Source organism: Shewanella benthica KT99 (assembly GCF_000172075.1).
Lineage (GTDB): Bacteria > Pseudomonadota > Gammaproteobacteria > Enterobacterales > Shewanellaceae > Shewanella > Shewanella benthica_A.
Genome location: NZ_ABIC01000012.1, coordinates 1 through 26017 on the forward strand (window position 1 = coordinate 1; position 26017 = coordinate 26017).

The 26017-nt window shown below is 45.5% G+C and carries 25 protein-coding genes and 3 pseudogenes; 15 read left to right on the plus strand and 13 right to left on the minus strand.

The features are described from left to right. Window positions 1-57 precede the first annotated feature (57 nt). The 5 genes from cgtA (at window position 58) to KT99_RS07600 (ending at window position 3539) form a co-directional block, all read left to right on the plus strand. Window positions 58-1230, plus strand: coding sequence for an Obg family GTPase CgtA (gene cgtA / locus KT99_RS07580; RefSeq protein ID WP_040571725.1), 1173 nt, complete (start codon window positions 58-60; stop codon window positions 1228-1230). 61 nt (window positions 1231-1291) lie between these two features. Then, window positions 1292-2053 carry a threonine/serine ThrE exporter family protein gene (locus KT99_RS07585; RefSeq protein ID WP_005498607.1) on the plus strand — a complete coding sequence of 254 codons (762 nt, stop codon included), beginning with the start codon at window positions 1292-1294 and terminating at the stop codon, window positions 2051-2053. Then, window positions 2053-2532, plus strand: a complete 480-nt coding sequence (locus tag KT99_RS07590; protein ID WP_005498609.1) for a threonine/serine exporter family protein — start codon at window positions 2053-2055, stop codon at window positions 2530-2532. The genes KT99_RS07585 and KT99_RS07590 overlap by 1 nt, the downstream gene beginning before the upstream one ends. Window positions 2533-2565: 33 nt before the next feature. Continuing rightward, window positions 2566-3048 carry a type 3 dihydrofolate reductase gene (gene folA / locus KT99_RS07595; RefSeq protein ID WP_005498611.1) on the plus strand — a complete coding sequence of 161 codons (483 nt, stop codon included), beginning with the start codon at window positions 2566-2568 and terminating at the stop codon, window positions 3046-3048. Between the two features lie 101 nt (window positions 3049-3149). After that, entirely contained in the window at window positions 3150-3539 is a 390-nt protein-coding gene (locus tag KT99_RS07600; protein WP_005498613.1) for a DUF3718 domain-containing protein, read from the plus strand. A 150-nt stretch (window positions 3540-3689) separates the two neighbouring features. On the opposite strand, the gene KT99_RS07605 is transcribed toward KT99_RS07600, so the two are convergent. From KT99_RS07605 to lptD, 7 genes are all read right to left on the minus strand, one after another. Further along, on the minus strand, window positions 3690-5717 hold the full coding sequence (locus KT99_RS07605) for a methyl-accepting chemotaxis protein (protein WP_005498615.1): 2028 nt from the start codon (window positions 5715-5717) through the stop codon (window positions 3690-3692). 134 nt (window positions 5718-5851) lie between these two features. Further along, on the minus strand, window positions 5852-6676 hold the full coding sequence (locus tag KT99_RS07610; protein ID WP_005498620.1) for a symmetrical bis(5'-nucleosyl)-tetraphosphatase: 825 nt from the start codon (window positions 6674-6676) through the stop codon (window positions 5852-5854). 19 nt (window positions 6677-6695) lie between these two features. Further along, window positions 6696-7076 (minus strand): Co2+/Mg2+ efflux protein ApaG, encoded by a 381-nt coding sequence (gene apaG, locus KT99_RS07615; protein ID WP_005498622.1) that lies wholly within the window; start codon window positions 7074-7076, stop codon window positions 6696-6698. 99 nt (window positions 7077-7175) lie between these two features. Next, entirely contained in the window at window positions 7176-7994 is an 819-nt protein-coding gene (gene rsmA, locus KT99_RS07620) for a 16S rRNA (adenine(1518)-N(6)/adenine(1519)-N(6))-dimethyltransferase RsmA (RefSeq protein ID WP_005498623.1), read from the minus strand. A gap of 11 nt (window positions 7995-8005) precedes the next feature. After that, window positions 8006-8992, minus strand: coding sequence for a 4-hydroxythreonine-4-phosphate dehydrogenase PdxA (gene pdxA / locus KT99_RS07625; RefSeq protein WP_005498624.1), 987 nt, complete (start codon window positions 8990-8992; stop codon window positions 8006-8008). Window positions 8993-8997: 5 nt separating this feature from the next. Then, complete coding sequence (surA, locus tag KT99_RS07630) at window positions 8998-10302, minus strand: peptidylprolyl isomerase SurA (protein ID WP_005498625.1); 1305 nt, start codon at window positions 10300-10302, stop codon at window positions 8998-9000. A gap of 124 nt (window positions 10303-10426) precedes the next feature. Beyond that, window positions 10427-12751 (minus strand): LPS assembly protein LptD, encoded by a 2325-nt coding sequence (gene lptD / locus KT99_RS07635; protein ID WP_005498626.1) that lies wholly within the window; start codon window positions 12749-12751, stop codon window positions 10427-10429. A 153-nt stretch (window positions 12752-12904) separates the two neighbouring features. Between lptD and KT99_RS07640 the strand changes: the two genes are divergently transcribed. The 8 genes and pseudogenes from KT99_RS07640 to KT99_RS07675 all read left to right on the plus strand — a co-directional run bounded on the left by KT99_RS07640 (window position 12905) and on the right by KT99_RS07675 (window position 19431). Continuing rightward, complete coding sequence (locus KT99_RS07640; RefSeq protein WP_198402005.1) at window positions 12905-13924, plus strand: aminoglycoside phosphotransferase family protein; 1020 nt, start codon at window positions 12905-12907, stop codon at window positions 13922-13924. After that, complete coding sequence (murU, locus tag KT99_RS07645) at window positions 13921-14607, plus strand: N-acetylmuramate alpha-1-phosphate uridylyltransferase MurU (protein ID WP_005498629.1); 687 nt, start codon at window positions 13921-13923, stop codon at window positions 14605-14607. Before KT99_RS07640 ends, murU begins: the two co-directional genes overlap by 4 nt. A 64-nt stretch (window positions 14608-14671) precedes the next feature. After that, window positions 14672-15451, plus strand: coding sequence for a co-chaperone DjlA (gene djlA, locus KT99_RS07650; protein WP_005498631.1), 780 nt, complete (start codon window positions 14672-14674; stop codon window positions 15449-15451). A 50-nt stretch (window positions 15452-15501) separates the two neighbouring features. Next, window positions 15502-16131 (plus strand): outer membrane beta-barrel protein, encoded by a 630-nt coding sequence (locus KT99_RS07655; protein WP_005498633.1) that lies wholly within the window; start codon window positions 15502-15504, stop codon window positions 16129-16131. 38 nt (window positions 16132-16169) lie between these two features. After that, on the plus strand, window positions 16170-17141 hold the full coding sequence (locus KT99_RS07660) for a D-2-hydroxyacid dehydrogenase (RefSeq protein ID WP_040571736.1): 972 nt from the start codon (window positions 16170-16172) through the stop codon (window positions 17139-17141). Between the two features lie 380 nt (window positions 17142-17521). Then, window positions 17522-17797 (plus strand): annotated as a pseudogene (locus tag KT99_RS07665) (DUF3302 domain-containing protein); the annotation flags it as partial. A 118-nt stretch (window positions 17798-17915) separates the two neighbouring features. Further along, window positions 17916-19049, plus strand: a pseudogene (locus tag KT99_RS07670) (HlyD family secretion protein). 166 nt (window positions 19050-19215) lie between these two features. Then, window positions 19216-19431: a hypothetical protein gene (locus KT99_RS07675; RefSeq protein WP_420038535.1), complete on the plus strand. Its 216-nt coding sequence runs from the start codon at window positions 19216-19218 to the stop codon at window positions 19429-19431. Window positions 19432-19764: 333 nt separating this feature from the next. Here KT99_RS07675 and KT99_RS22770 read toward each other — a convergent pair. Further along, a pseudogene (locus tag KT99_RS22770) lies at window positions 19765-19929 on the minus strand (DUF4136 domain-containing protein); the annotation flags it as partial. On the opposite strand from KT99_RS22770, the gene KT99_RS07685 reads away from it, so the two are divergent. Continuing rightward, entirely contained in the window at window positions 19922-20203 is a 282-nt protein-coding gene (locus tag KT99_RS07685) for a DUF1289 domain-containing protein (protein WP_005498645.1), read from the plus strand. The pseudogene KT99_RS22770 and the gene KT99_RS07685 sit on opposite strands and share 8 nt — an antisense overlap. Window positions 20204-20213: 10 nt before the next feature. Here the strand turns inward: KT99_RS07685 and KT99_RS07690 are convergent, their stop codons facing one another. The 5 genes from KT99_RS07690 to KT99_RS07710 all read right to left on the minus strand — a co-directional run bounded on the left by KT99_RS07690 (window position 20214) and on the right by KT99_RS07710 (window position 24615). Then, window positions 20214-21494 (minus strand): ATP-binding protein, encoded by a 1281-nt coding sequence (locus tag KT99_RS07690; protein WP_005498647.1) that lies wholly within the window; start codon window positions 21492-21494, stop codon window positions 20214-20216. A 28-nt stretch (window positions 21495-21522) separates the two neighbouring features. Then, complete coding sequence (locus KT99_RS07695) at window positions 21523-22236, minus strand: response regulator (protein WP_005498649.1); 714 nt, start codon at window positions 22234-22236, stop codon at window positions 21523-21525. Continuing rightward, a complete protein-coding gene (locus KT99_RS07700) occupies window positions 22236-22649 on the minus strand; it encodes a DUF3019 domain-containing protein (RefSeq protein ID WP_232504266.1) in 414 nt (137 codons plus the stop codon). The genes KT99_RS07695 and KT99_RS07700 overlap by 1 nt, the downstream gene beginning before the upstream one ends. Before the next feature lie 23 nt (window positions 22650-22672). Then, complete coding sequence (locus tag KT99_RS07705; protein ID WP_005498653.1) at window positions 22673-23554, minus strand: MipA/OmpV family protein; 882 nt, start codon at window positions 23552-23554, stop codon at window positions 22673-22675. Between the two features lie 356 nt (window positions 23555-23910). Further along, complete coding sequence (locus KT99_RS07710) at window positions 23911-24615, minus strand: LysR family transcriptional regulator (RefSeq protein ID WP_005498657.1); 705 nt, start codon at window positions 24613-24615, stop codon at window positions 23911-23913. Between the two features lie 165 nt (window positions 24616-24780). Here KT99_RS07710 and KT99_RS07715 point away from each other — a divergent pair, with 165 nt between their 5' ends. Next, window positions 24781-25956: an acyl-CoA dehydrogenase gene (locus tag KT99_RS07715; protein WP_005498658.1), complete on the plus strand. Its 1176-nt coding sequence runs from the start codon at window positions 24781-24783 to the stop codon at window positions 25954-25956. Window positions 25957-26017: the final 61 nt, after the last annotated feature.

The following is a 26017-nucleotide window of genomic DNA, read 5'->3' on the forward strand; positions in this document are numbered from 1 at the left end:
GGCGACCCCAAGCAGAAACGAGTATAATTCGTTTAATCTGTGGTGCCAGGAGTAGATATGAAGTTTGTCGATGAAGCTGTGATCAGAGTTGAAGCTGGTGATGGTGGTAGTGGTTGCGTTAGTTTCAGACGCGAAAAATATGTACCCGATGGTGGTCCAGATGGCGGCGATGGTGGTGATGGTGGTGATGTTTATCTGCAAGCAGATGAAAGCTTCAACACATTAATCGATTTCCAGTTTGAGCGTTTTCATCGCGCCGAGCGCGGGAAAAATGGTCGCGGACGTAACTGTACCGGTCATGGTGGTGAAGACTTGATACTTCAAGTACCAGTTGGAACCCGAGCTATCGATGAAGAGACTCAGGAGTCTCTCGGTGATCTGACTGCTCACGGCAAGAAAATGTTAGTGGCCAAAGGTGGTTTCCACGGTCTGGGTAATACTCGCTTCAAGAGTAGTACTAACCGAGCGCCGAGGCAGAAGACTCTGGGCACACCTGGCGAAGTACGTAGTCTCAAACTTGAGCTTCTGTTACTGGCCGATGTGGGTCTATTAGGCATGCCTAATGCGGGCAAGTCGACTTTTATTCGTTCTGTATCTAAAGCGACACCTAAGGTGGCCGACTATCCGTTTACCACGCTGGTGCCTAACTTAGGGGTTGTTAATCCCAGACATGGTCAGAGCTTCGTGATTGCCGATATTCCTGGTCTGATCGAAGGTGCAGCCGATGGTGCTGGACTTGGTGTTCGTTTCTTGAAACACTTAGAACGTTGTCGTGTGCTGCTTCACCTTATTGACATCGAGCCTATCGATGGCAGTGATCCTGTTGAGTCGGCGCGTGCCATTGTTGGTGAACTCAAGAAACACTCTCCTAAGCTTGCCGCTAAACCTAGATGGTTGGTGATCAATAAGATAGATCTGCTGCTCGAAGAAGAGCTTAAAGAACGTGTTGCCCACATAGTGAAAGAGCTTAAGTGGGAGGGTGAAGTCTTCACAATCTCGGCTTATAACCGTGAAGGTACACAAGAGTTAAGCCTCAAGCTTATCGATTTCATTGACGCCCTTCCTCCAGAAGAGGTCGTCGATAAAGACCAAGAAGTTGAATTTAAGTGGGATAACTATCATAAAGATAGTGATGAACTAAATGAAAACTTCGTTAGTGATGACTTAGATGATGATGATGATGATTTCGATGACGATGACTACGATGTTAAAGTGATCTATCAAAGGTAAGTCTTACTGGTTTTAGTGTAAATCGGAGCCCCATTCTGAGTTTATATTCTTCGGGATTCATGTGTACGCAGATACTCAAAATGAAATAACCCGGCAAGTTGTCCGGGTTGCTCAACTTCTACTAGCCTATGGCGCTGATTCTGAACTGGTTGAAGAGATCAGTCAGCGCTTGGGCTATGCATTGGGTCTCGCCAGTGTCGAAATTTCTATCTCTTCAAACTCCCTGGTATTAACCAGTCTCGTTCATGGCCGCTGTATCACTACTACTCGGCGCACCCGTGAGCATGGTATTAACATGACCATTATCTGTGAACTGCAGAGAATCTGCTTACTCACTGAGAAAGGCGTATATGGCCTTAATGAAGTCAGGAAACGGGTTTCCCGGATCCAGCCTCGAACCTACCCCAAACGTTACCTAGTGCCTATGATTGGCTTGTCATGTGCGAGCTTCTGTCATCTGTTCGGTGGTGATCTTGCCGCATCGATACTGACCTTTTGTGCGTCTTCGGTGGGCATGTTCGTCAGGCTTTATATTGCCAAACATCATTTCAATTTATTGATAAACTTTGCCGTAACGGCTTTCGTGATAACGTTAATTTCCCAGCTTGGCTATCAAATTCCTTTTACTGAAACCCCAAAATTGCCAATGGCTGCGAGTGTGCTTATGTTAGTACCAGGATTTCCCATGATAAATTCAATTTCCGATATGGTTAAGGGTCATCTTAATGTCGGTATTTCAAGATGGGGACACGCGACACTGTTGACCGTCTCGTCTGTGATTGGTATTACCATGGCGATGCAGCTCGGTGGGTTATTTATCTGATGGAACAAATCATTGCACTCGTTTTTTCTTTGCTTAATGATGCGCTGTTTTCGGCAATACCGGCTGTAGGTTTTGCCATGGTCTTTAATGTTCCCAAACGATTCCTTCCCTATTGTGCGTTAGCGGGAGCGATAGGCCACAGTAGCAGAACCTTATTGCTCTATATCGGTTTGCCCATCGAGTGGGCAACATTTTCGGCTGCTGCTCTTGTGGGACTTATTACCATTGGCTTTGCCAAACGTCATCTGGCACCGCCTCTCATGTACGCGGTCGCAGCGATTATTCCTATGGTCCCTGGAACCTATGCCTTCAATACCGTTATCGCTCTGGTTCAGCTGACGGCACAATCAGAGAACAGTCCAGAGCTCACGTTTCAGGTGATCAGTAATGGCCTAAAAACGGTGTTTATTCTTGGTGCTTTATCGGTAGGCCTAGCCATGCCCGGTTTGCTCTACTTTAGAAGTCGATCCATTATTTAATTTTACTGGGTCACAGATCTCCCGGAGATAACTATGAAAATCGCCATGATAGCTGCTATGGCTAATAATCGTGTCATTGGAAAAGATAATAAGATGCCTTGGCATCTTCCTGAAGACCTCAAGCACTTCAAGGCCATGACTTTAGGTAAGCCCATCGTTATGGGGCGTAAGACCTATGAATCCATAGGTCGCGCTCTTCCGGGAAGACTCAATATAGTCATTAGCCGTCAACAAGGCTTGAGCATCGCAGGAGTGACCTGTGTGACCTCATTTGAAAGCGCAGTTGCAGCGGCTGGAGAATGTGAAGAGCTGGTGGTGATAGGTGGTGGACAACTTTATGCCGCTCTTTTAAGTCAAGCCGATAAACTCTATCTCACTGAGATCAATTTAGATGTCGATGGCGATACTCATTTTCCCCGGTGGGATGATGGATCTTGGCAGCGGATCAGCCAAGAAACATCAATAAATGATAAAGGTGTAGAATATAGCTTTATCAACTTGGTGAGGAAATGTTAAATTAGCGTCGGTATTATGTTTCAAGTTTAGGGTGGGGCATATAAAATTTTGCTAGTTTGATGCTCTACAGTATAAAAGTAAATAATAAGAGGGAGTATCAGATGCGTCTGTTACCTATAAGCATTGCTGCAATTATCGCCGTATCGTCATTGTCTATGCCAGTGCAAGCCAATTCAGATCAACTCGCTGCGAATATCTGTCATTATGTCCAAACAAATGATAAGAATCGTTTACGCAAAAAGTTAAAAGAAAATCGCATAAAGCTGCGTAATATCTATTCGGGTGTGACATGTGATGGAAACAGTTTATTGCGAACCGCAATGAACAGTGGTTCAGATAAAGTGGGCACTTTCATCGCTAAACGCCTCTCAGTATCAGAACTTACCGCTGCCGAAGCTGATGGTAATACCATTACAGATTGGGCCGAGGCTAATGGCCACGGTGCGAGTGCAATCACTGCAGTGATAAAAAAGAGAACCGCAGGTGGTTAATCAGTTTTCATTGTAGAATTGATAAAAAATAGTAGAACTTAATAAAAATGCCGGATACTCATGTATCCGGCATTTTTATTGGTATTTTTAAAACTTAAAACTTAAAACCTAGGATCTAGGATCTAGGATCTAGGATCTAGGATTTAGGAACTAGACTTTGAATTCTCTAACTGATGCTTGCAGTTCTTCAGCAAGTTGAGCCACTTGATGACTTGATTGAGCCGTCTGTTCGGCCCCCGTCGATGTCTCTTCCGAGATGGCGGCGATATGCTCGAGTTTCTCTGACACCTGTTGGCTGACCAAGTTCTGCTCTTGTGCTGCATTGGCAATATGAGTACCCGAGTCATGTGCCTTGTGAACGGCTTCACTGATACTTTCTAATGCCAGATTAGCCTGCTCGGTTTTCTCTACACAGGAGTTTGCCTGAGCGCGCCCTAGCTCCATGACGGCAACGGCTTCTTGAGCGCCTTCTTGCAGGACTTGAATCATCTGCTGGATTTCTTGGGTTGAGTCCTGTGTTCTCGATGCTAGGCTGCGTACTTCATCGGCAACGACGGCAAAGCCTCGTCCCTGCTCACCTGCACGTGCAGCCTCAATGGCCGCATTGAGTGCTAATAGGTTGGTCTGGTCGGCGATGCCACGGATCACATCGAGAATCGAGCTGATAGATGTACTATCGGTATGCAACTTATTGATGACAACTGCCGCTTTGGCAACATCATCGGCTAAAGCTAAGATCGTCTGTTTATTCTCGTCGGCAATGGCGCGCATATGTTGCGCTTCGTCATCGGCTTGTTTAATTTGAATTAGCGCATCATCGGCGCTTCGATTGACCTGCTCGGCACTCGAACTCAACTGAGTCGTCGCCGTGGCAACTTGATCGACTTGGCTCTTCTGCTCCTGGATACCCGCGGTGGTCTGGGCCGTAATTGCTGAGGTTTCTTCTGCGGCGGCTGCAAGTTGATTCGAGCGGTCAAGTATCCCCAGGATAAGGTCTCTTAAGCTATCCACCAGGCGATTACAGTTTTTGGAAAGCTCGGCAAACTCATCGTGGCCCGAATCATCTAATTTGTGAGTCAGATCTCCGGAAGCTAAAATCTTGAGTGCGTTGTTTACTTTATCCAGTGAGCGTTTTAAAGGTGTGATCACTGCGATACTGACAATAATTGAGACAATAATCGCAATGAGGACCAAGACTATAGTATTGATACTGGCAGAGTCAATATCACTGATTGCCTTGTTACTGACCTCTTTAGAGACAGATTCTACAGCATCGGTTAAGGCTCTCATATTCTGATTAAGGTTTTGAGTGTTATCTTCTACCCGTTTTAACATCTGGTTTGTAGAAGATTCAAAGTTCAATTGACGTCCCTTTAAGGCCTGAATTGAGTCTTTGCCTTCAAGCATTGAGAACACTTTTTTTGCTTCATTATTGATATCGGTAAGTAACGTTTCATCAATTTTGTCTCTCCAGTGAGTCTCGATATACTCAAGCTTATAGCCAATATCTCTTATGTAGTAGTCTAACTCACTGGTGATGGTTTCGTGCTGTTGCTGACTACGGCTATTCACCAAGTCAAAACTGGTACTGATAATGCCACTTAGGTTATTATCAATATCTCCTGCCATTGCAGCAATTTGTTGCTCAACGGGATCTTCACTTATTTCAAGATCGATAAGATCCAGCAAAAGAGAGGTTGTATCGTCGGCCATTTCTTCAAGTATTTCTAATTTAGAGGCTAATTTCTCTTGGGTGACCAGGGTACTCTCTTTGGTTTGGATCATCTTGACGGCATCGGATTCAAAGCTAAGATAGCTTTGACGCAAATTTGAGAGAACCCTAGTAAAATCAGCTTGTTTATGTGAACTTACGATGTTAGATAATGTAGCTAACTCGTTGATAAATGTTTGACGATATTTTGAAAGCTTGGCCTCGATAGCCGGAATTTGACCCGAATTGTTACTATGGTAAGCGGTTAGGAGCTGTGTCTCTTGCAGGGAAAGGCTCTCTACAAGGTGGCTACTGGATTCGAGTGCTGGCAGGCTGAGCTCTTGTAGTACCTGGGTACTTGTTTTGAGTTTACTATTGGTGAATAAAGAAGCTCCACCTAAAGCGATGAGTAACAGGGTGACAATACTAAACCCGCCGATGACTCGGGTAGCGACATTCATTTTCATAGGGTACTCCGATTATTATATTTTCTTGTAACAATTAAGTTACTAATTCCCTAGTAAAAAGGTTTTTTAAATTCAAGGGCTGACAGAAGATAAGTGTTTTCATTCTTGTTATATCGGCCAACTTATCGGCTAGTTTAACTCTTTTTTAACTTATTTTGGGTAATTATTTGATCTGACTCCATATGCCATAACGTCAGATGCTCCCCCCAGCAACAGCCCGTATCCAGAGCATAAATGTTCTCGCTTGCCACTTTCCCCATCACGGTGGCCCAATGGCCGAAGACTAAGGTGTGCGTCTGCTTGATTAACCCATCACAGTTAAACCAAGGTGTCAGCTTGGGATCTGAGCATTCACTGGGAGATAGCTTACAATCAAAATCCAGGCCACCGTCAAGGTGTAGAAAACGCATGCGAGTCAGGGCATTGATACAATATATGTTTTGTTGTAACTCTGAGACATTAGGGTCCCAGGCATTAGCGTCTATGGTGTACATTTTTGCTATCAAGGCTGGAATATAATCTTGGGCAGTTAAAGCATTACTGACGCGTTGAACCTGGCTTCTTAGGGTCTGAATATCCCACTGGGGAGGGACGCCCGCATGACTCATCACGATATTATGCTCGGGGAGCTCCTGTACCAAAGGTTGCAATCTTAACCAGCCAATCAATGAACCTAAATCGGACGCATTCAGTAGTGCTTCGAGCTGGTCTTTGGGGTTTACACGTTTAATTTTTGCCACAACCGCCATCAGGTGGAGATCATGGTTGCCCAATACCACCTTAGCCGAACCATCAAGCTGCTTGAAGTATCTTAGGGTGGGAAGTGAATCCGGTCCCCTGGCAATGAGATCGCCGGCTGCCCACAGCACATCTCTGGAAGGGTTGAAGTCAACTTTAGCAAGTACTAGCTCTAGCTCTGCAAAACAACCCTGAATATCGCCGACAAAATAGTTAGCCATCTAGTACAGCGCCTTTAAATTAGTGAAGTAAACCTGGAACGGATAATCTAAATGGATGAATTGTTGCTTGAAACTGTTCCCCTTCATCGGTCACCATGGTATATGTGCCTTGCATGACACCTAGCGGTGTTGCCAGCACAGTACCACTGGTATATTGGTATGCGGTGTCAGGCTCTATTCTCGGGGTTTCACCAACGACACCGGCGCCCTGGACTTCACTCTTATGGTCATTTGCATCGGTAATATGCCAGTGACGGCTTTCTAATGTGACCGCGGCTTGTCCCAGGTTGATGATGGTGATGGTATATCTAAAAAGGTATCTCTCCTCTTTGGGAGATGATTGCTCTTCAATATATTCAGTTGTGACTTCAACCTTGATGGTCGACCCGAGCTTAGACATAAGTTACCTTTAATGACAAAAAAAAGGAGGGCAAGCCCTCCGATTCTATTTCTATGTTTTCTTGTGTTCATTCACAATCGAGACTTCCGAGAGAATCAACTAAGTTTGCTTTTCAGCCTTCTTGTCTAAGAGCATGTTCGCCATTGCAACATATTGCTCAACTGAGATCTGTTCTGGTCTCAATGATGAATCTATGTTGAGACTCAAGAACTCTTCATCAGAAATTATATGCTTTAAGTTGTTACGTAAGGTCTTGCGACGCATGCTGAAAGCCGTCGTGGTCATATGCCTGAGAAAATCGACATCTTTACATGGCCAAGGTTTCTGTTTGTAAGGGACTAGTCGTACCACGGCAGAATCAACCTTAGGCGCTGGCGTAAAAGACTCTGGTGGTACTTCGAGTACCGGCATAACCTGACAGTGATACTGAGCCATCACGGTCAAGCGGCCATAGGCCTTAGTCCCGGGAGTGGCTGACAGCCTTAATACGACCTCTTTTTGTAGCATAAAATGCATGTTCTTGATGTGTTCGGCAAATTGGAACAGATGAAACATCAAGGGGGTAGAGATGTTATAAGGCAAGTTACCGAAAATTTTAAGTTCCTTGCCTTCCTCTATCAGTTGGCTGAAATCAAAATTTAAGGCATCTCCCTGATGGATTTCTAATTTATGTTTCAGAGTCGGGTGCTTTTGTAATCGTGCAACCAGATCTCTATCTAGCTCAACCACAGTCAACTTATCTATGGATTCGGCAACGGGCTCTGTTAGCGCACCGAGACCCGGACCAATTTCGACCATGACATGATCATTGTCTGGTGCGATAGCGCCAACGATACGGTTAATGACATTATGATCCGTCAGAAAGTTCTGCCCGAAACGTTTTCTGGCTGTATGGCCTAAATGTACTCTATTACTCATTTTCTATTCGATTATCCAGCTTTTACTGCCAAATCTATGGCTTTATTTAGTGCGCAGACGAAGCTTCCTATGTCTGCAGTACCCGTTCCGGCGAGATCCAGCGCTGTGCCATGGTCGACGGAGGTACGAATGTAGGGGAGTCCTAAGGTAATGTTGACCGAACTACCAAACCCCTGAGATTTAAGTACCGGAAGGCCTTGATCGTGATACATGGCGAGTATCACATCTGCATCTTCGAGATACTTAGGTTGGAAAATGGTGTCTGCAGGCAGAGGGCCTACGATACTTATTCCTAGTTTACGTAACTCTTCGAGTGCCGGGATGATGGTATCGAGTTCTTCACGGCCCAGATGACCATCTTCTCCTGCATGGGGATTGAGTCCACATACATATATCTTGGGTTGCTCTATGGCAAACTTGTCGATGAGATCTCTATGCAATATTTTTATTATCTGGTGTAGACGGTCACGAGTGATCGCTTTAGAGACGTAGGCCAAGGGGATATGTGTAGTCACCAGTGCCACACGCAAATCCGGAGCCGATAACATCATGACCACATCCTGACAATTTGCTTGATTAGCAAAAAACTCGGTATGGCCGCTGAATGGGATCCCAGCCTGGTTAATGATCCCTTTATGCACTGGACCCGTCACCACGGCGTCGAACTCGCCATTCATATTCTTCTCACCGGCATAGCGTAATGTGTCGATGACATAAGCGCTATTTTGATCGTCGAGTTTACCACATTCACTGGCAACAGCCAGGGAGAATGGCACGATAGTCAAGGTGCCGGCTTCTTGCGCTTTAGGCGCCTGGTTTGGCTGATAGGGCCGAAGTTGCAGTGGCAAGCCGAGATTCTTGGCTCTCGATGTTAATAAATCAGGATCAGCACAAACAACTAGCTCAGCAGGCCAAGCCTGCTGAGCTAGTTGAATAACTAAATCTGGACCAATACCTGCGGGTTCACCCGCAGTTATGGCAATACGTTTAGTCGTCAATACGTTTAACCTCTATTAAAATCAGCTTCAAAAACTTCGATATAAGCTTCTGCCCTCATCTCGTCTAACCAAGCCTGTAATTCTTCGTTAAATTTACGACGGAAGATGAGTTGGTGTGCTTTATTGGTATTAAATTTATCCGTTGCATCTGTTGTACGACGTTCTTCTAACTGGACGATGTGCCAGCCATGGCTAGAGCGGAAGGGCTCACTGATCTCATTGACCTTAAGTTCGTTTAGCGCCTGAGAAAATGCCGGAACATAAACGCTTGGATCGGCCCAACCTAGTTCACCGCCTTTGGCCCCAGAACCCGGATCTTCTGAATATTGGCGAGCAAGGGCTGCAAAGTCGGCATCACCTGCACGGATCTGCTTGACAAATTTATCTAGCATGGCCTTAGCCCGTTCTTCTGAAAGAATAGGCGAAGGCTTGACTAGGATGTGACGAGAGCGAACTTCATCAACTTCTTTGGTCTGTAGGCCTCGAGCGTCTATTACCTTGATGATATGGAAGCCTGCCCCGCTTCTGATAGGGCCTATTATATCGCCTTTTTTTGCGTTGGATAACACTTCAGCGAAAAGAGTTGGCATCTCGTTGATGTTCATATAGTCCCAGATACCCCCTTCGAGGGCTTTTGGGCCGGCGGAAGCGGCGATAGCCATACGGCGGAAATCTCCACTATCTTTAACACGATCCAATACTGTATTGGCTCGGTTACTGGCTTTTTCCAGTTGCTCACTAGTGGGATTATTGGGGATCTCAATCAGAATATGGCCAATTTGGAATTCTATCTGTTTCAGTCCTTGCTCTTCTATCATGTTAACCAGGTTGCTGATCTCTTGTGGTGATACCTGAATGCGGCGCTGTACTTGAATGCGCTGTATTTCACCTAAGGTGATCTCTTCCCTTAATTGCTCACGATATTGGCCCCAATTCATGCCTTCGTTGCTAATTTTTTGTCTCATCTGTTCGACGGTGAGCTTCTGCTCCTTGGCGATATTACCTATGGTCTGATCCAGCTGAAGGTCACCGATGTGAAGGCCTATCCTGTCGGCCATCTGCATCTGCAGGCGTGTCATGATTAAACGCTCGATAACTTGGGTTCGTAAAGCTTGATCCGAAGGCAGAGATTGACCCGCCGCTGTGGCATTAGCCTTAACCGTTTTCACCATGTTGGTGATTTCACTCTCCAGGACGATGCCTTCATTTATCTGCACCGATACCCGGTCTAATGTCGTGTTTTCAGCTAGAGCCATGTGGCTCATGGCCAAGCTCAGAATCGCAATAATCAAATGTTTACAGGGTTTCATCCACAAAAATCCTTGGCATATTAATATCAGCTGTAGCGTAAATTAGTGCTGACTGGAAAATCTATTCCATGATTGGACTATAAGTCTTTCTCATGGTTCATAACAATATCATATAATTGTTTAACTAGTTTTTAAGGTATAAAGGTTTTCTATAGTTAAACAATCCATCATCTAGCATACCCGTTACACCTAATGGGCCGGAACCACCGAGTCCCTTAATGACGAAGTTAAGATAAATTCCTGTCTCAAATAGCTCTCTGTCATCCACAAGCGGGTTAAAATCATCTTCATAATTGGTCTTGATGCGGTAATGATAACTTAAACGTATGGCCCAGCAACATGATTCGTATTGGAAGCCGGCATAGGTCTCTATATTGCGACTCTCATTGAGATCATAGTACCAGTTTCCTACCAAATATAGATTATTACTCACAGGCCAAGCGCCCCGCATACCAGCCTGATATATGTCGACAGACTCATTGGTATTGGTGTTGAGCAGATCCGGCACATAGCGATAACTCAGTTGCAGTAACTTGTTCGCCCCAGGACGAAAATCTATGGTAACTTCACTCTTCTTATTTTCACTCTGCTTAGTATCATACTGAATTGCGCCACTCATATACCAATCTTGATAAAGCTGAGTACTCAATTCTGCCGCTAAAACTGAGTTAGAGGTATTTTCCTGGGTGAAAGTTTGAGTCGACATTGCCGATTCCTTGATGCCGACGCGGCTATCTTGAAAGTAGAATATTTGTCCCAGACTAAATTTAAATTTCTCCACATTATGTTGGTCAAATAAACGAGTGGTTAAACCTAAGGTCATCTGGTTCGCATCGGCGATTCTATCTAGGCCCGAGAAATGTCTCTCTCTAAACAGGCCGTAATAATCTTCCTGCAGTTGCGCGGTATCATAGATGCCGATATTAGATTGATCTTCATAACTTACGTAGAGATATTGGAACTGTGGCTCTAAGGTTTGGCGATAATTTTCATTGAAATAATCTGTAAAACGCTCAAAGTTCACCTTGCCATGGATACGTACCTGAGGCAGAGTGCGGCTGACTCGATCGTCTAGCTCATCGTTTTGGGGATTACCTCGGTGATCTTGCCAATAATAGGTTTGCAGTAACTTGATTTCACTGGTGAATGATCCCGCGGGCCCCTGGATTGGCAATGAAATACTCGGTTCAATATGGAGACGTGTGGCGGTGGAAAATTCATTTTCTTGGTGCTTGAAGTTGGTGATTTCACTCATCAAATCAAAATCTAATCCACTCCAGAGTGATGGTGCTCGATAGTTAAAGTTCAATTGCGGCATAACCTGATACGGGATCTCATCTTCTCCCAATACCTTGATGTCCTGCACTCTGGCGCTAAAGTCCCAATTTTTTTCGAAATAGCTGATCTCACCTACGCGTGACAGCTGGTTATCGGTTGCAGAGTGGATATCCGAATTCATGTCGTTGAAATAGTTGTTATCGGAAACTTGGGTGAAATTGGCTAATACTCGCCAATTTTCGTTGATCGCGCCCTTGTGCTGCCAATGATAGAGATAACGATCTGCGTTGTTGCTCAACATTTTATCCTTGCCCAAATATTCGACATTGATCTGGCCTTGCTGTGAATCACCGGCTAAATATCTAAAGTCAGTCTTTAGAAACAGGCCTCGAGCCGACATGTAATGAGGCGTAAAAGTCAGATCGTATTCGGGGGCTATGTTCCAATAATAGGGCGTCGCAACCTCGACACCATTGGTGGTGCTGGTGCTAAATGTCGGAAAAAGAAAACCGGATTTACGTTTATCCGATACTGGGATCGTCATGTAGGGGATATAAAGTACGGGTATACCACCAATTTTTAGCTTGGCATTCCAAAGCTCTCCCCACTCTTCTTTACTGTTGATCTTGATTGTCTCGGCTTCGAGCAGCCAGGAGGAGTCTCCCGGAGGGCAGGTGGTGAAATTTGTCTTAGTGAGGTGCAAGTTGTTATCGGGCGTTATTTCGAGATTTTCGGCATCACCATGGATCTGTTGACCATGAAGCCAGTACTGTGCGCCGGTAAGGATGGCACTATTATCTCGCATCTGAGCCACAAGTGAATCAGCCGTGATGGTGAACAGCTGATCTTGGAAGACTAAATTTCCATTCGCATTCAGACGCTCACTCTCTTGATCGAGTATAACCTCATCTGCGGCTATATGGCGGCCGCCTTGGCTGAATGAGACATTGCCATTAAATTTGGCTTGCTTGCCCATCTGAGCTTCCGAGCGATCTGAGACTATGTGTATCTCTTGCAGCGCTAATTCAGAGGCGTCGGGATCTAAGTTGGCCATTCTAGGCACCGGAGGCTCTACCAGACATTGTATGCTGGCATCGGGCGCGGAGGTGGTTTCTTCAGCCAAGACTAATTGGGGAAGTAGGCTTAATGCCAAAAAATATCGGATATGCATCTTAAGTCGTTTATTATGATTTCTTAGTCTGGACAAATATTGGTGAGAAAAGTTGCACTTTTATCAGGCAACTCAGCTAAATATCAACAATGAGCTTTTTAGCTAATTCCATTTTGCTTTATAATAAAGCAATTTTTACGTAAGAGCCATGAGGTGCCCTTGTCAGATCTTAGATTTCTTCAGTTAAATACATGGCTAAACCAAGTTTTCGCGACGCAATTACACCCATCTCTTATCTCCGGAGATGCGAGTTTTAGGCGCTACTTTAGGGTGTTTCATGATGAGAAGAGCTACATAATAATGGATTCGCCACCTGAGCTTATCCCTGTGACTCCATTTATAAAGTTAGCCAAAGCCTATGGTGATCTTGGTGTTAATGTTCCCCAAGTTATTGAATCAAATGTTGAAGAAGGTTTTCTTCTCCTGAGTGACTTAGGGGATGTTCAGCTTATTTCTCGGTTAAACGATGACAGTGTCGCAGCATATTACTCTCGTGCATTAACGCTTTTAGACAAGTTTGCTGCCTTCAAGGAAAACGCTGAAGTAGACTTACCCTCGTATGATTCAGACTTCGTTCACAGGGAGTTAGATATTTTTACCGATTGGTTGATAAAACATCATCTGAAGTTAGTTATCGATACAGATACCCGAAAGATGCTTGAGCAGGCCTTTGGTTTGTTAGTGGTAAACGCCGAAGAACAGCCGAAAGTGGGTATGCATAGAGATTATCACAGCCGCAACTTGATGCTTACTGCCGATGAATTTGGCATTGAGCAGCTGAGTGTGATTGATTTTCAAGATGCCGTTATAGGTCCGGTGACATATGATGCAGTGTCACTATTACGCGATTGTTATATTCGTTGGCCCGATGCGCTGGTAGAGGGCTTGATGGAAAAGCACTATGCTAATCAGCAACAAGCCGGTTTAGTCGACAGTTCGGTAACCTTAGAGACATACCGCAGATGGTTCGACCTGATGGGGATACAGAGGCATATTAAGGCGGCTGGTATCTTTGCCCGCTTGAACTACAGAGATGCCAAGCCTGCCTACATGGCTGATATTCCCATGACTCTGACCTATATTAGGGACATTTCGGCACGTTATCCTGAGCTAGAGGATTTTAGCGCTTGGGTGGCTACTACTTTAATACCCGCATTTGAGGACAAACAATGAAGGCGATGATACTTGCGGCTGGGCGAGGTGAGAGGTTGAGGCCGCTAACTGACTTTCTGCCTAAGCCCTTGGTACGTGTCTGTGGTAAACCTTTGATCGTTTATCATATAGAGAGACTCGCTGCCGCTGGGTTTGATGAGATAGTGATTAACCACGCTTGGCTGGGGGAGAAGTTAGTAGAGCAGCTTGGTGATGGCAATCGCTGGTGCATTCGATTGCATTATAGTGCGGAGATGTGTGCATTAGAGACTGGCGGAGGCATCAAGCATGCCTTGCCTCTGCTGGGTGATGAAGCATTTTTGGTGATAAACGGCGATGTATTTATGGATGAACTGCCTGAAGATATTGAGGCTGCTCTGGCGCAGATAAATGCCGGTAAATTGGCTCACCTCTGGTTAGTGGACAATCCGAGTCAGCATCCTCTGGGTGACTTTCCTTTGCATCATGGCTTGGTTGCTGCGCATAAAACGGCTGCAGAGCCGGCGCTGACTTTTTCCGGACTGGGTCTATACCATCCTGCGCTATTCGATGACACTCCCGAAGCTGGCTTCCCATTGGCCCCCTTATTGCGGAAGAAGATGTCATCGTCTCTGGTATCGGGTAGTCATTACTCTGGCTATTGGTGCGATGTTGGCACCATAGAGCGACTCGAGGCTCTGGAGCGTCGACTACAAGCAAACTAGAGTGATTTTTGTATTTTATATTTGTCACTGTGATAATTTTATTTTTGATAGCTAAGGTTTTTAGATGCGTATTTGGGGTAAGTTTTTTGGTTTCGCCATAGGTTTTATGTTTGGTCGAATCATTGGGGGCCTGATTGGTCTCTGGTTAGGCCATTTATTTGATAAAAAGAGCGCTCAGTTGAGTGGCATCATAGGCAAAGGTGCCAATAGGCAGACGCTTTTCTTTAATACGACATTTGCTGTGATGGGGCATGTAGCGAAAGCATCGGGTCAGGTGACCGAGAATGATATTCGTATCGCGACCATGTTGATGGATCAGATGCAGCTCAAAGGTGAGGCAAGGAAGGAGGCTCAGAGAGCATTCAGCGAAGGTAAAGCCAGCGATTTCGATATCAAGGCTTGTTTAAAAACCTTTAGAATTATCTCCATGGGGCGTAAAGAGTTATTGCAGATGTTTCTGGAGATTCAGATCCAGACGGCATTGTCTGACGGCGAGATCGACCCCAAGGAACACGCGGTTTTACTGACCATAGCCCAGGAGATAGGCTATAGCCGAAGCCAGTTAGGCGAATTGCTCAAGCGTTGGCAAGCCGAGTTTAACTTCCATAAAGGAGGCAATGGCAGTCAAACGAGTATCGAAGATGCTTATGATCTCTTGGGCATGGCCGAATCATCATCGGACCAAGAGGTCAAACGTGCTTATCGTAAGCTGATGAACGAACACCACCCGGATAAGCTAGTCGCTAAAGGCCTGCCTAAAGAAATGATGGAGCTGGCTAATCGTAAGGCGCAAGATATACAACTTGCGTACGATCGCGTTAAGTCAGACAGAGGTATGCGTTAGCTAATACCGTGTTACTTTAGAATTAGGAAATAACAAAAAAGGGAAGCAAGATGAAAAAGTATACTCAGTTACTGCTCACGGCTTGGGTTGGCACTGGTGCCTTGTTTACAGCACCTGCATCGGCCGAAGTTTTTGTTGCCCCTTTTGCTGGTTATAGTTTTGCAGCCAGCGAGTTCGATGTGACTCAGACGGATACTAGTGAGCAGGGGAAAGTCAAAATTGCTGAATCGGCAAATTATGGCTTGATGCTGGGCGTCACCACAGATGATCCTGGTAATATCTATTTCCTCTATAGTAGTCAGAGTACAGATCTCCGCAGTGGCGGTAATTTTAGTGCGGATTCAGTCATAGATCTGACTGTCGATTACTTTCATCTTGGTGGATCGCTTTTCTTTCCCAATGGTAACTTGAAACCATATGTTACCGTGAGTATGGGCGTGACGAATATGCGTCCTAGTGGCGACTATTCCAATGAGTCACGTTTCTCCATGGGGTTTGGTGCCGGGCTTGAGTATGAAGTGACTCCTACCGTTTCACTGTTTGCCGATGCCAGGGGCTATGCTACTTTCATCAACAGTGATAACGCACTTTTTTGTAATGGCGGTCAGTGCATATGGAATATCAATGCCGATATCATGTGGCAAGGACAAGTTAACGCAGGCGTTAAGCTCACTTTCTAACCGACGTTTGCTGTCAAGAATAGAGTGAAGGACTGATGATGAAGATAGTTGTACTGGATGCTTATACCTTAAATCCAGGTGATCTAAGCTGGCAAGGGATAGCGCAATTCGGTGACTTGACCTGTTATGACAGAACCGAGCCCGAGCAAGTACTTTCCCGGGCAAAGGATGCAGAGATCTTGTTCACCAACAAGACCATTATCGATAAGAATACGCTGACTCTATTGCCTAAACTGAGGTATATAGGTGTCTTGGCTACAGGGACCAATGTTGTCAATCTGCATGCCGCAATAAATCAGGGCGTAGTGGTCACCAATGTACCCGCTTATGGCCCGGATGCTGTCGCTCAGATGGTTTTCGCCCATATTTTGCATCATACCCAGAGAATTGCTCTTCATCATGAGGCTGTCGTTGACGGCCTATGGTCTGACTGTGATGATTTTTGTTTCACCCTGTCTCCTTTACAGTCTCTAAAAGATAAGACTATCGGCTTGATGGGTTATGGCACCATAGGTCAGCGGGTGGCTAATATAGCCTTGGCGTTTGGCATGAAGGTCATGGTTAACACCCGCAGTCTGCTAACCGATCTTCCTGCCGGCATAGAGTGGAGTGAACTGGAGCCGCTGATCTCCACAGTCGATATCCTCTCACTACACTGCCCGTTAACCGAGACTACCGATAAGATCATTAACAGCAGAGCCCTTAAGCAGATGCGTACCAGTGCCATCTTAATCAATACCGCTCGAGGTGGGTTAATCGATGAAGCTGCTTTAAAGCAGGCCTTGGCCGATGGAGAAATAGCGGCTGCCGGCGTCGATGTGCTATCTACCGAGCCACCGGAGAAAACGAATCCACTGCTCAGCGCTAAAAACATCAGCATCAGCCCGCATAATTCATGGGCGACGCTTGAAGCCAGACGAAACTTACTCAATATCGCGAGTCGAAACCTGGAGTGTTTCTTATCCGGAGTTCATGAGGCTCGAGACAAATTTAACAACCAGGTAAATTAAAGCGAGTCCAAAGCGCGGGTCACCCAAAACGATTTCCCATGAACTGGGGCCCGAATTTTTATCAAATATTCAAGGTTCGCAGCGACTTTAGTCTTAGTTTTACTTACCACTTTCTCTCCTGTATGGACGAGTCTAGGTCTACTTGGCTGCCACAATGCATATAGGTAAAGGCCGAATCTCCGGCGGTTTATGAGTCTGGTGCTACCTTTTATCGCGTAGATATAAAGAGATTGATGATGCTGCAGCCTGTAATATGAAATAGCTGGCATTGATAACGAAATGTTGAGAGAATGTTTCTCGCTGTAACCTTGTATTAACCAATGATAATGACGACCTAAATGTTGCGGATACTGGATGATATTTAGGTATAGGAGAGAGTCGTGTTTCTGGATTACTTTGCATTGGGTGTGATTTTTTTCGTCGCTATATTCCTATTCTACGGAATCATAGTCATTCATGATATTCCCTACGAGATTGCCAAAGAGCGTAATCATCCACAGCAAGATGCACTGCATGTTGCCGGTTGGGTGAGCTTGTTTACCTTACATGCCATTTGGCCTTTCTTGTGGATTTGGGCAACCTTATATCGAGAAGACAGGGGTTGGGGCTTTAACAATGTGGTGCAACGAGAGCTGGCATTAGAGGATGAGGTGAAATAACTTAATAAGACAGTTGCTCAATTAGAGATTCGACTGCTGTCGATAGAATAAGGCTCAACTAAGCCTAATGAATAAGCTGTTGTAGTGGCTGCAACGAATGGCAAGGAGGTATAAGATGGATCTGTTACTTATTCTTACCTACACCGCTATCTGTATCGCGATATTTAAGATTTTTAACATCCCACTCAACAAGTGGACTGTGCCTACGGCTATTCTTGGTGGTATCTTTATCGTTGGCGCGCTCGTGCTCTTGATGAACTATAACCATCCTTACACACCTTTTGCGAAAGAATACTTCGTCACAACGCCAATCAACCCGGCGGTTAAAGGTGTCGTCATCAGTGTCGAAGTTAAACCTAATACTCCGATAAAGAAGGGGGAGGTGTTATTTAGACTCGATCCGACTCCTTTTGCCGCTATCGTGAAACAGAAACGTGCCGCATTACTTGCCGCTGAGTAAGAAGTGCCGCAACTGGAGGCTGCATGGAAAGCGGCAACGGCCAGGGTTACACGCGCCGTTGCCGATAAAGATAGGACTAAGTCGGCCTACGATCGTTATGCTAAGGGCAAGAAACGGGGCGGTGTAAACTCGCCATTTACCGAACTTGAGCTAGATAACAAACGTCAGTTCTATCTCTCTTCTGAAGCTCAGCTAACGGCAGTGAGAGCCGAGGAGCTAAGAGTGCGTCTCGCCTTCGAATCTAATATAGATGGCGTCAATACCAAGGTTGCAGGTATTCAGGGTGAGTTGGAGAAAGCCCAGTTCGATCTCGATATGACAGTCGTCAGGGCGCCAACCGATGGCATGGTGACTCAGATGGCCTTGCGTCCCGGTATCTACGTGCCTATGCCACTTCGCCCCTTGATGAGCTTTATCCCGGATGAGCAGAGGATGTTTGCCGGTGCTTTTTGGCAAAACTCGCTGTTGAGATTGAAAGAGGGGGATGAGGCCGAGGTGATTTTAGATGGTGCTCCGGGGCAGGTATTTAAGGGCAAGGTTGCTAAGATATTACCCGCAATGGCAGAAGGTGAGATTCAATCATCCGGCACACTCATCTCTTCGCGTCACCTGATGCAGCGTGGCCGTGTCATCGTCTTGATAGAGCTTGATGATCATGAGATAAGAGATAGGTTCCCCGCAGGAGTTTCGGGACAAGTGGCTATCTATACCGATCACTTCTCCCATGTGGCCATCATGCGTAAGGTGTTATTGAGAATGCAGGGGTGGTTGAACTACGTGTTCCATTAAGCATGGAAGAATAAATAGGTATTTTAGTAAAATAAAGGGATCGAGTGTCCCTTTATTTATTTCACAGTCACGTAAATAATTTATTATGGAGACACAGAAATTCAACAGCGAGCCAGCCGATATTTTAGGTCAGATAAAATCCACGTCTCAGCAAGGCATCTAGGTCTTGTGTGATTCCACCCCTTCGATGATGGCAGCTCAAAATGGATATTGTACTATCTTGACCTGGATGGCGGAGAGGAAGTCTGATGTCTTCCTGGTGGCCACCGCTAATGATATCTCGGCAATCTATAGTGGCAAAGCGACCGAGACAGAGGTCGAACAGGCACTCTTGATCCTAGGCGTTAATGAAGACACGGCCATTGTCTGTGCTGATGCGTGAGAAGTTGCAGGCATTAAGAGACTGGGCTACGGGCCGAACCGTGAATGTCCACAGGTAGTGCCTAGACACGATTATGGCTTGAAATGGGGCAGTTTAAACTTAAGTAGCTTGTCTCGATGAGTTCATATTCTGTTCTTATGGGATACTCAGTTACAGGCAGCAATATAGTTAAATTTGAGGTGGTGTAAGCCAATATGCGATATTTTCTGAAAATGACCTTGCTACTTATATCGAGTCATCTCCCTCTGTGCTTTGCCGACGAGTTAGCTCAAATACTTAAATATCATGGGATTTGACCTGTCTGCTGAAGGAGAAGCAATCAATATTTACGTATTAGAATTGGCTGCCGCAGGCGTTTTTGATCAAGCTGGTATTGAAGTTAAATTTATCTGTGCCGCGCCAGATCAACTTGTTGGTTTTCGGGTTGATAATATCTATCTGTATGGTCTGGATTTGAGCCGTATCACTGCCAATAGGGACGCCCACACTAGTGCTTAATGGATCATCAGTTTGGGAGGATGCCAGAGGCTACTGCAAAGGCTGTTTACGTAGCAGAGATGAGCGATTTAATTGGCTTGAGTTTTCTGATGCCAAGAAGACTGATGTGATCCGTCTGTGTAAGCAGAGAATACGGCGTAGAAAGCGGGTCATTCTCAAAGCTAGAAAAGCCCAGCTCACTCAAGAGCAGGCTCAAATTAATCCCGTTTTAGACTTTGGGTCTGATGAAAAGGCCGAAGCTAACTTAGCGCTAGATGATTTTGCATTAGATTGAGTCGCACGCTCTAATGACTTGTTCTGCTTGATTTAACAGCTGGCCAGTACAAGGTAAAACAGGTATGGCCTTCAGTGCTTTCGACTGTCACCTTACCCTCATGTCTGTCCATGATACGTTTGATTATCGCTAATCCTAAGCCGTGTCCTTTATTACCATTTTGCACCGATTGACTGCGGTAGAAAGGTTCAAATATCTTACCTTGATCTTCAATTGGGATCCCTTGCCCGTCATCTGTGATTGATAGAGATACTTGTTGCTCGCTCTGCTTAATTTCGACCTTAATTGATTGACGGCCAAATCGTTGTGCGTTGGTGATCAAGTTTTGTATGGCTCTCTCTATCAGAAGGGAATCGCCAATAATATAAACGGGTTTGCTTGGCTTGATAAATTCGACCGGGGCACTGATCGAGGAGGTGAGTTTCTCAATGGTCTGCGCTGTTAACACTTCGAGAGCACAATGCTCAAATTGAATGTCCTTCTGTTGAGACTCTAAGCTGGCATAGGTGAGTAACTCTTGCAGTAAGTTCTCCATCTCTTTGACATCTTGCTTCATCTCATCGAGAAATTCATTCCTGCGTGCTGGATCTGAGTTGGGTTGGCAATATTGTGGCATTAGCGCTAAAGCAAATTTAAGTCTGGCCAGAGGCGTACGGATCTCATGGGAGACGGCATTGGATAAATGCTTTTGATTTTCGATCAGTGTGCTGATCTGTCGCGACATCTTGTTAAACGTCATGGCTAATGGTAATACCTGAGAACGTGGAGAAAGCTCTATTTGGGTATCCCATTTGGCTTGACCAAATTCACGGGTAGCACTCTTTAGCGTCTTGAGATCTCTCGACAGGGGCCAGACCCATATCAAGGATACAAAGGCCAGAGACAGATAGAAGAAGAGGGTAAATAAGCCTCTTAATCGGGCTCGGGGATCGATCTCTATGGGACCTGCAATCAATACCTGTTGACCCACTTTAATGAAGTGAAATTGGTGATCATCACCTTGGGATGTGATGAGTAAGTGGTCAGCAGTTAACTCACTCTCTGGCGATAGAGCGATCTGACTGGCATCGACTAATTTGAGTGGATATTCGGCGTTGCGATCGAGTTGATTCAGGTATTTTTCACGGTCTTGCTGAGGGAATTTTGCCAGTAGCTGAGCAAATGCAACCAGTGGTGCATCCATTGCACCACTGTCTTCGACACTGTTCTGCCAAATACTGTCGAGTGTCCAGCCTATCCCTAAGAAGCTAAGGCTTACCAGTAGGTACAGGCTAATGAAGAGTCGTTTCAACTTTTAGTTCCGTAAAAATTAGCAGTCGCTAGCTAGTCCAAGCTTCTGGGGCAAACAAATAGCCTTGGCCCCAGACTGTCTTGATCCTAAATGGAGTGTCAATATTATCCCCTAATTTCTTTCTTAAGCGAGAGATACGCACATCTATTTTTCTGTCTTTACCATCGAAATCGATATTGAGTAGGTATTGATAGATATACTGGCGGCTCAATACTTGCCCGGCTTGAGAGGCCAGTAGCCATAAGAGTTCGAATTCATGGCTAGTCAAGTCGACCTCGATATCGCCCAAGCGAATCGCTTGCGTATGAGGGTCTATGCTGAGCTTACCGAAACTTAAACCGTGAGATTCTACTTTTGGTGGCTTAGCGGTGCGGCGTAGTAGATTGTTAATCCTAGCGATAAGCAGAGCCGGATCCACAGGTTTAACCACGTAATCATCGGCGCCAAGCTCTAAGCCTTTGATCTGATCTTCATTGGAGCTAAGTGCGCTCATCAGTAAGATAGGACCGGCAAAGTAATCGGGTAGTTTCTCACACAGGGTTAGGCCGTCCATTCCTGGTAGCATAATATCTAGCAAGATGATATCGGGCTTATAGTTGATCAACCGAGTTAATACAGTATCTCCTCGGCGTTCTACTTCAACATGCATTCCATGCGACTTTAAATAATCCACAATCAAATTGGCAAGACGAATATCATCCTCTACCAGTAATACTCTATGGGTAGATTGGGGGGCGGTCATTAGAATAAACTCCATGGGTTGCGGTAGCGTCGTCGCACTTTTGGCTCTGCGGCCGGTGTGACTTTGAGTTTGACTCCAGCTAGTGTTTGGTGTGTTTCTTTATCAATCATCACAAATTGAATATCGTCAGTTGCACTGATGGTCAATGTTAATGAATGAGTTTCCGCTGACTCGGCACACCACTTTGCCATCTCTTTATAGTCAGACAAGATACAGATGGGTCTAAAAAATTCATTTTTCCACTCTAGCACTAAGGTGAGTTCGCATACATTTTCATCTGCAGATGTGATGCAAAACTCAGGGGAAAGTGTGAGTATGGAACCTAGTTCTTCATCCTCATCTGCGGCAATGGCAGAGCCACTCAGTAGTGAGAGAGTAAGAACTCCAATGGGTAACAATCTAAATAATAACACTAATACCTGATTCAACACGTGTATTAAAACCTATAGGCAGTGCCGACAAAAAAGGTACTGGTATAATCTTTATTAAGCAGGGGACTAGCAACTATTTCATCGGCGATTTGTGTATACCTTGCCAGAAAAAGCAGTTGCCAATGTTTCGCTAATACATAATGGCTGGTCAATTCTATGCTTGTATTGATGGCCGATTCTGCCTGGTAATTTTGACTCCAGTAAGCATTTTCAGAGGGCCTGATAGCGTAATAGTAGTCAACGACCTCTTCACTTTTCCAATCGAGTACTAGCGCCAGTTCAAATTTCCATTCTTCTATCGACAGGTTGTAGAGCCACTTTAATTTGGCTTCTGTGCCTTGGTGAACATTGAGCAGGTCGTGGGCCAGAGACAGGTTGAGTATCCCTATGCGAGTGTATATATAGGCTTCAACCCCACCAAGATAGGTAAAATGGCGAGTCTCGAGTTCATTCGCTGTGGGGACGCTTTGCTCTTCTCCCATAAGGGTTACTCGAGTCTCGCTAAAAAGAGCACTTGGCTCGAAGTTATTGCTCCCTGTAAGAAATATGTTAGAGGGATCCCAGCGATGGAAAAAGGCGCTGTCTGTACTGAAACTGGTGGTCAGATTTATGGTGTATTTTTCATCTTCGACTAATGTATAGCCAATATTACCATTGTCGAAATACCAATAATCGCCGTAATAAGCGAAGGTCGGCACTAAGTAGATAGGTATATCGTCATAATCTTTAAGAGGATTACTTCGGGAGCCGTAACCGAGTGCCAGGCCTATATCCCATCTGCCTATTTCGATACACTGGTATTCGCTTCCGTAGGAGTCGACGGGGTCGGCCCATGCGAAAATAGGAAAGAGAATACAGGTCAGCAGCAGCACTCTTAGGTTTTTCATCTTGCTCGTTTATATACTCATCACAGAATTAACATATTGAATAACAGAGTATCACCTGTGGTAGCTTTAGGGTGGTTTTTAACTTCATTTGATGCAAAGTGATACAGTTTAGGGGGCATTGTTTCCTCTTCGCACAACTTATGTTTGATGTTGTGAATCATGCCGTTGATCCGTGTTGCTTTGGTGTTCTTTATTGGTATTTTTTTTGGTCGTTTCTCGCTTGATGTCTGGGCTTTTTGCATATCTTGAGCAATTGGACTTGTTGCTCATTTAAGCGGGCATCTCTAGGCAGGGCCAAGCCGACAGTTCTCTTAAGCTCGATATCCTGAAGGGGTCTAAAGGTAATATTTCTCTGTTCAAGCAAAAGCGGGAAGAGCTGGCACTAAGGCGATCCCCAGCCCTGCTGCGACTAAGCCAACTGCGTATTCGACGGTCTGAATTCTTGCTCGGACCTGTACTTGTATCCCTTCCAGATCCATCAATTGTTGCAGACTCGATAGCGCTTGGCAGGGAGCACGGTGAATAAAGGCTTGTTGATCTAAATCCTGTAGGCGTATTTGTGTCTGTAGACTCAAACTGAATGAGGAAGGAATGGCCAGTAGATAGTCATCATGCCAGATAGGATAAAAGTCTTCGCCCCTAGTCAAATCGCTGGTGGTAATAATCCTCGCTTGGGCATCTTCGTTGGCTTCCACAAGTGTTAACTCCATATCGGCACAGGCATGGGTAAAATCTTTCAGCAGTCCACTCATCCTATGGACCCCTAACGAGCGGATCAATCCGAGTCTAAAGGGAGTCTGTTGTTGAGCTTGTTTGAATAGAGATTCGATGTCCTGAGATTCATTGAGCAGTTTCTGCGCCAAGGGATAAAGCCTAAGCCCCGAGTCTGTCGGACTGACACCTCTTCCATGGCGATGGTAGAGTTGAGTCTCTAGCCGGGTCTCTAATTGCGATATCGCGGCTGAGATAGAGGGCTGGGAGACAAAACATTCTTTGGCGGCACCGCTGATGCTGCCTCTCTCTACCACGGCGACAAAATAACTGAGCGATCTTAGATTCAAGTTAACCTCTAGGTCAGATATAGGTATGTCCTATAGATGCTAAAGAAAAAGAATATTTCTCCTAATGGTCAATTATGCCTATGCTAAGAAAATTAGGAAATGGTTATTTTGTAGACTCTACATTCTCTATTTCCCGCAATCAGTAATAAACCAAAGGACAATATCATGGCAAGAGTGCATTTCGATTGGACCGATCCCTTGCAGTTTAACGCCTTACTCTCGGAAGAGGAGCGCATGATCCGCGACAGTGTTCACGATTATGCTCAGGACAAACTCATGCCCAGGGTGTTGATGGCCAACAGAAATGAGCATTTCGATCGGGAGATCATGAATGAGTTAGGCGAACTCGGCTTACTGGGAGCCACCTTGCCTGAAAAATATGCTTGTTCAAATATTAATTATGTCAGCTATGGCCTGGTGGCTCGCGAGATTGAGCGAGTGGACAGTGGTTATCGTTCAGCCATGAGTGTGCAGTCCTCCTTAGTCATGTACCCTATCTATGCTTATGGAAGTGAAGAGCAGAGGCTCAAGTACTTACCTAAATTGGCTAAAGGGGAATGGATTGGCTGTTTCGGTTTGACTGAGCCCGATGTTGGCTCAGATTCTGGTGCTATGAAGACTCGCGTCGAGCGTATCGATGGCGGCTATCGCCTCAATGGTGCCAAGATGTGGATCACTAACTCACCCATTGCCGATGTGTTTATTGTCTGGGGTAAGCTCGAAGGAACAATCCGTGGTTTCATTCTGGAAAAAGGCATGAAGGGCTTGAGTGCGCCTAAGATTGAAGGCAAATTCTCCCTTAGAGCCTCCATCACCGGCGAAATTGTGATGGATAATGTCGAAGTACCTGAGTCTGCGTTATTACCCAATGTCGAGGGGTTGAAGGGGCCCTTCGGTTGCTTGAACAAGGCACGTTATGGCATCGCCTGGGGCGTACTTGGCGCCGCTGAGTTCTGTTGGCATGCTGCACGCCAATACACCTTGGACAGGATCCAGTTTAACCGCCCCTTGGCGGCCAATCAGCTGATCCAGAAGAAATTGGCGGACATGCAGACCGAGATCACCTTAGGCTTATTTGCTTGCTTACAGGCGGGACGTCTGATGGATCAAGATGCCTTACCGGTAGAGGCTATCTCACTGATAAAGCGCAACTCCTGTGGCAAGGCGTTAGATATCGCCCGACTGTCTCGGGATATGCACGGTGGTAATGGTATATCAGATGAGTTCCATGTCATACGCCACCTCATGAATCTGGAGGCGGTGAATACCTATGAGGGCACTCACGACATACATGCACTTATCTTAGGTCGAGCGCAGACCGGCATTCAGGCATTTGGATAAGACGCAATAACAAGGAGCCTAAGGCTCCTTTTTTGTCTCTGGTATTGGAATTGGTATTGGT

Coding starts and splice junctions, on each gene's coding strand:
- cgtA (WP_040571725.1), top strand. CDS start 58: ATGAAGTTTGTCGATGAAGCTGTGATCAGAGTTGAAGCTGGTGATGGT.
- KT99_RS07590 (WP_005498609.1), top strand. CDS start 2,053: ATGGAACAAATCATTGCACTCGTTTTTTCTTTGCTTAATGATGCGCTG.
- folA (WP_005498611.1), top strand. CDS start 2,566: ATGAAAATCGCCATGATAGCTGCTATGGCTAATAATCGTGTCATTGGA.
- KT99_RS07600 (WP_005498613.1), top strand. CDS start 3,150: ATGCGTCTGTTACCTATAAGCATTGCTGCAATTATCGCCGTATCGTCA.
- KT99_RS07605 (WP_005498615.1), bottom strand. CDS start 5,717: ATGAAAATGAATGTCGCTACCCGAGTCATCGGCGGGTTTAGTATTGTC.
- KT99_RS07610 (WP_005498620.1), bottom strand. CDS start 6,676: ATGGCTAACTATTTTGTCGGCGATATTCAGGGTTGTTTTGCAGAGCTA.
- apaG (WP_005498622.1), bottom strand. CDS start 7,076: ATGTCTAAGCTCGGGTCGACCATCAAGGTTGAAGTCACAACTGAATAT.
- rsmA (WP_005498623.1), bottom strand. CDS start 7,994: ATGAGTAATAGAGTACATTTAGGCCATACAGCCAGAAAACGTTTCGGG.
- surA (WP_005498625.1), bottom strand. CDS start 10,302: ATGAAACCCTGTAAACATTTGATTATTGCGATTCTGAGCTTGGCCATG.
- lptD (WP_005498626.1), bottom strand. CDS start 12,751: ATGCATATCCGATATTTTTTGGCATTAAGCCTACTTCCCCAATTAGTC.
- murU (WP_005498629.1), top strand. CDS start 13,921: ATGAAGGCGATGATACTTGCGGCTGGGCGAGGTGAGAGGTTGAGGCCG.
- djlA (WP_005498631.1), top strand. CDS start 14,672: ATGCGTATTTGGGGTAAGTTTTTTGGTTTCGCCATAGGTTTTATGTTT.
- KT99_RS07655 (WP_005498633.1), top strand. CDS start 15,502: ATGAAAAAGTATACTCAGTTACTGCTCACGGCTTGGGTTGGCACTGGT.
- KT99_RS07660 (WP_040571736.1), top strand. CDS start 16,170: ATGAAGATAGTTGTACTGGATGCTTATACCTTAAATCCAGGTGATCTA.
- KT99_RS07695 (WP_005498649.1), bottom strand. CDS start 22,236: ATGACCGCCCCCCAATCTACCCATAGAGTATTACTGGTAGAGGATGAT.
- KT99_RS07705 (WP_005498653.1), bottom strand. CDS start 23,554: ATGAAAAACCTAAGAGTGCTGCTGCTGACCTGTATTCTCTTTCCTATT.
- KT99_RS07715 (WP_005498658.1), top strand. CDS start 24,781: ATGGCAAGAGTGCATTTCGATTGGACCGATCCCTTGCAGTTTAACGCC.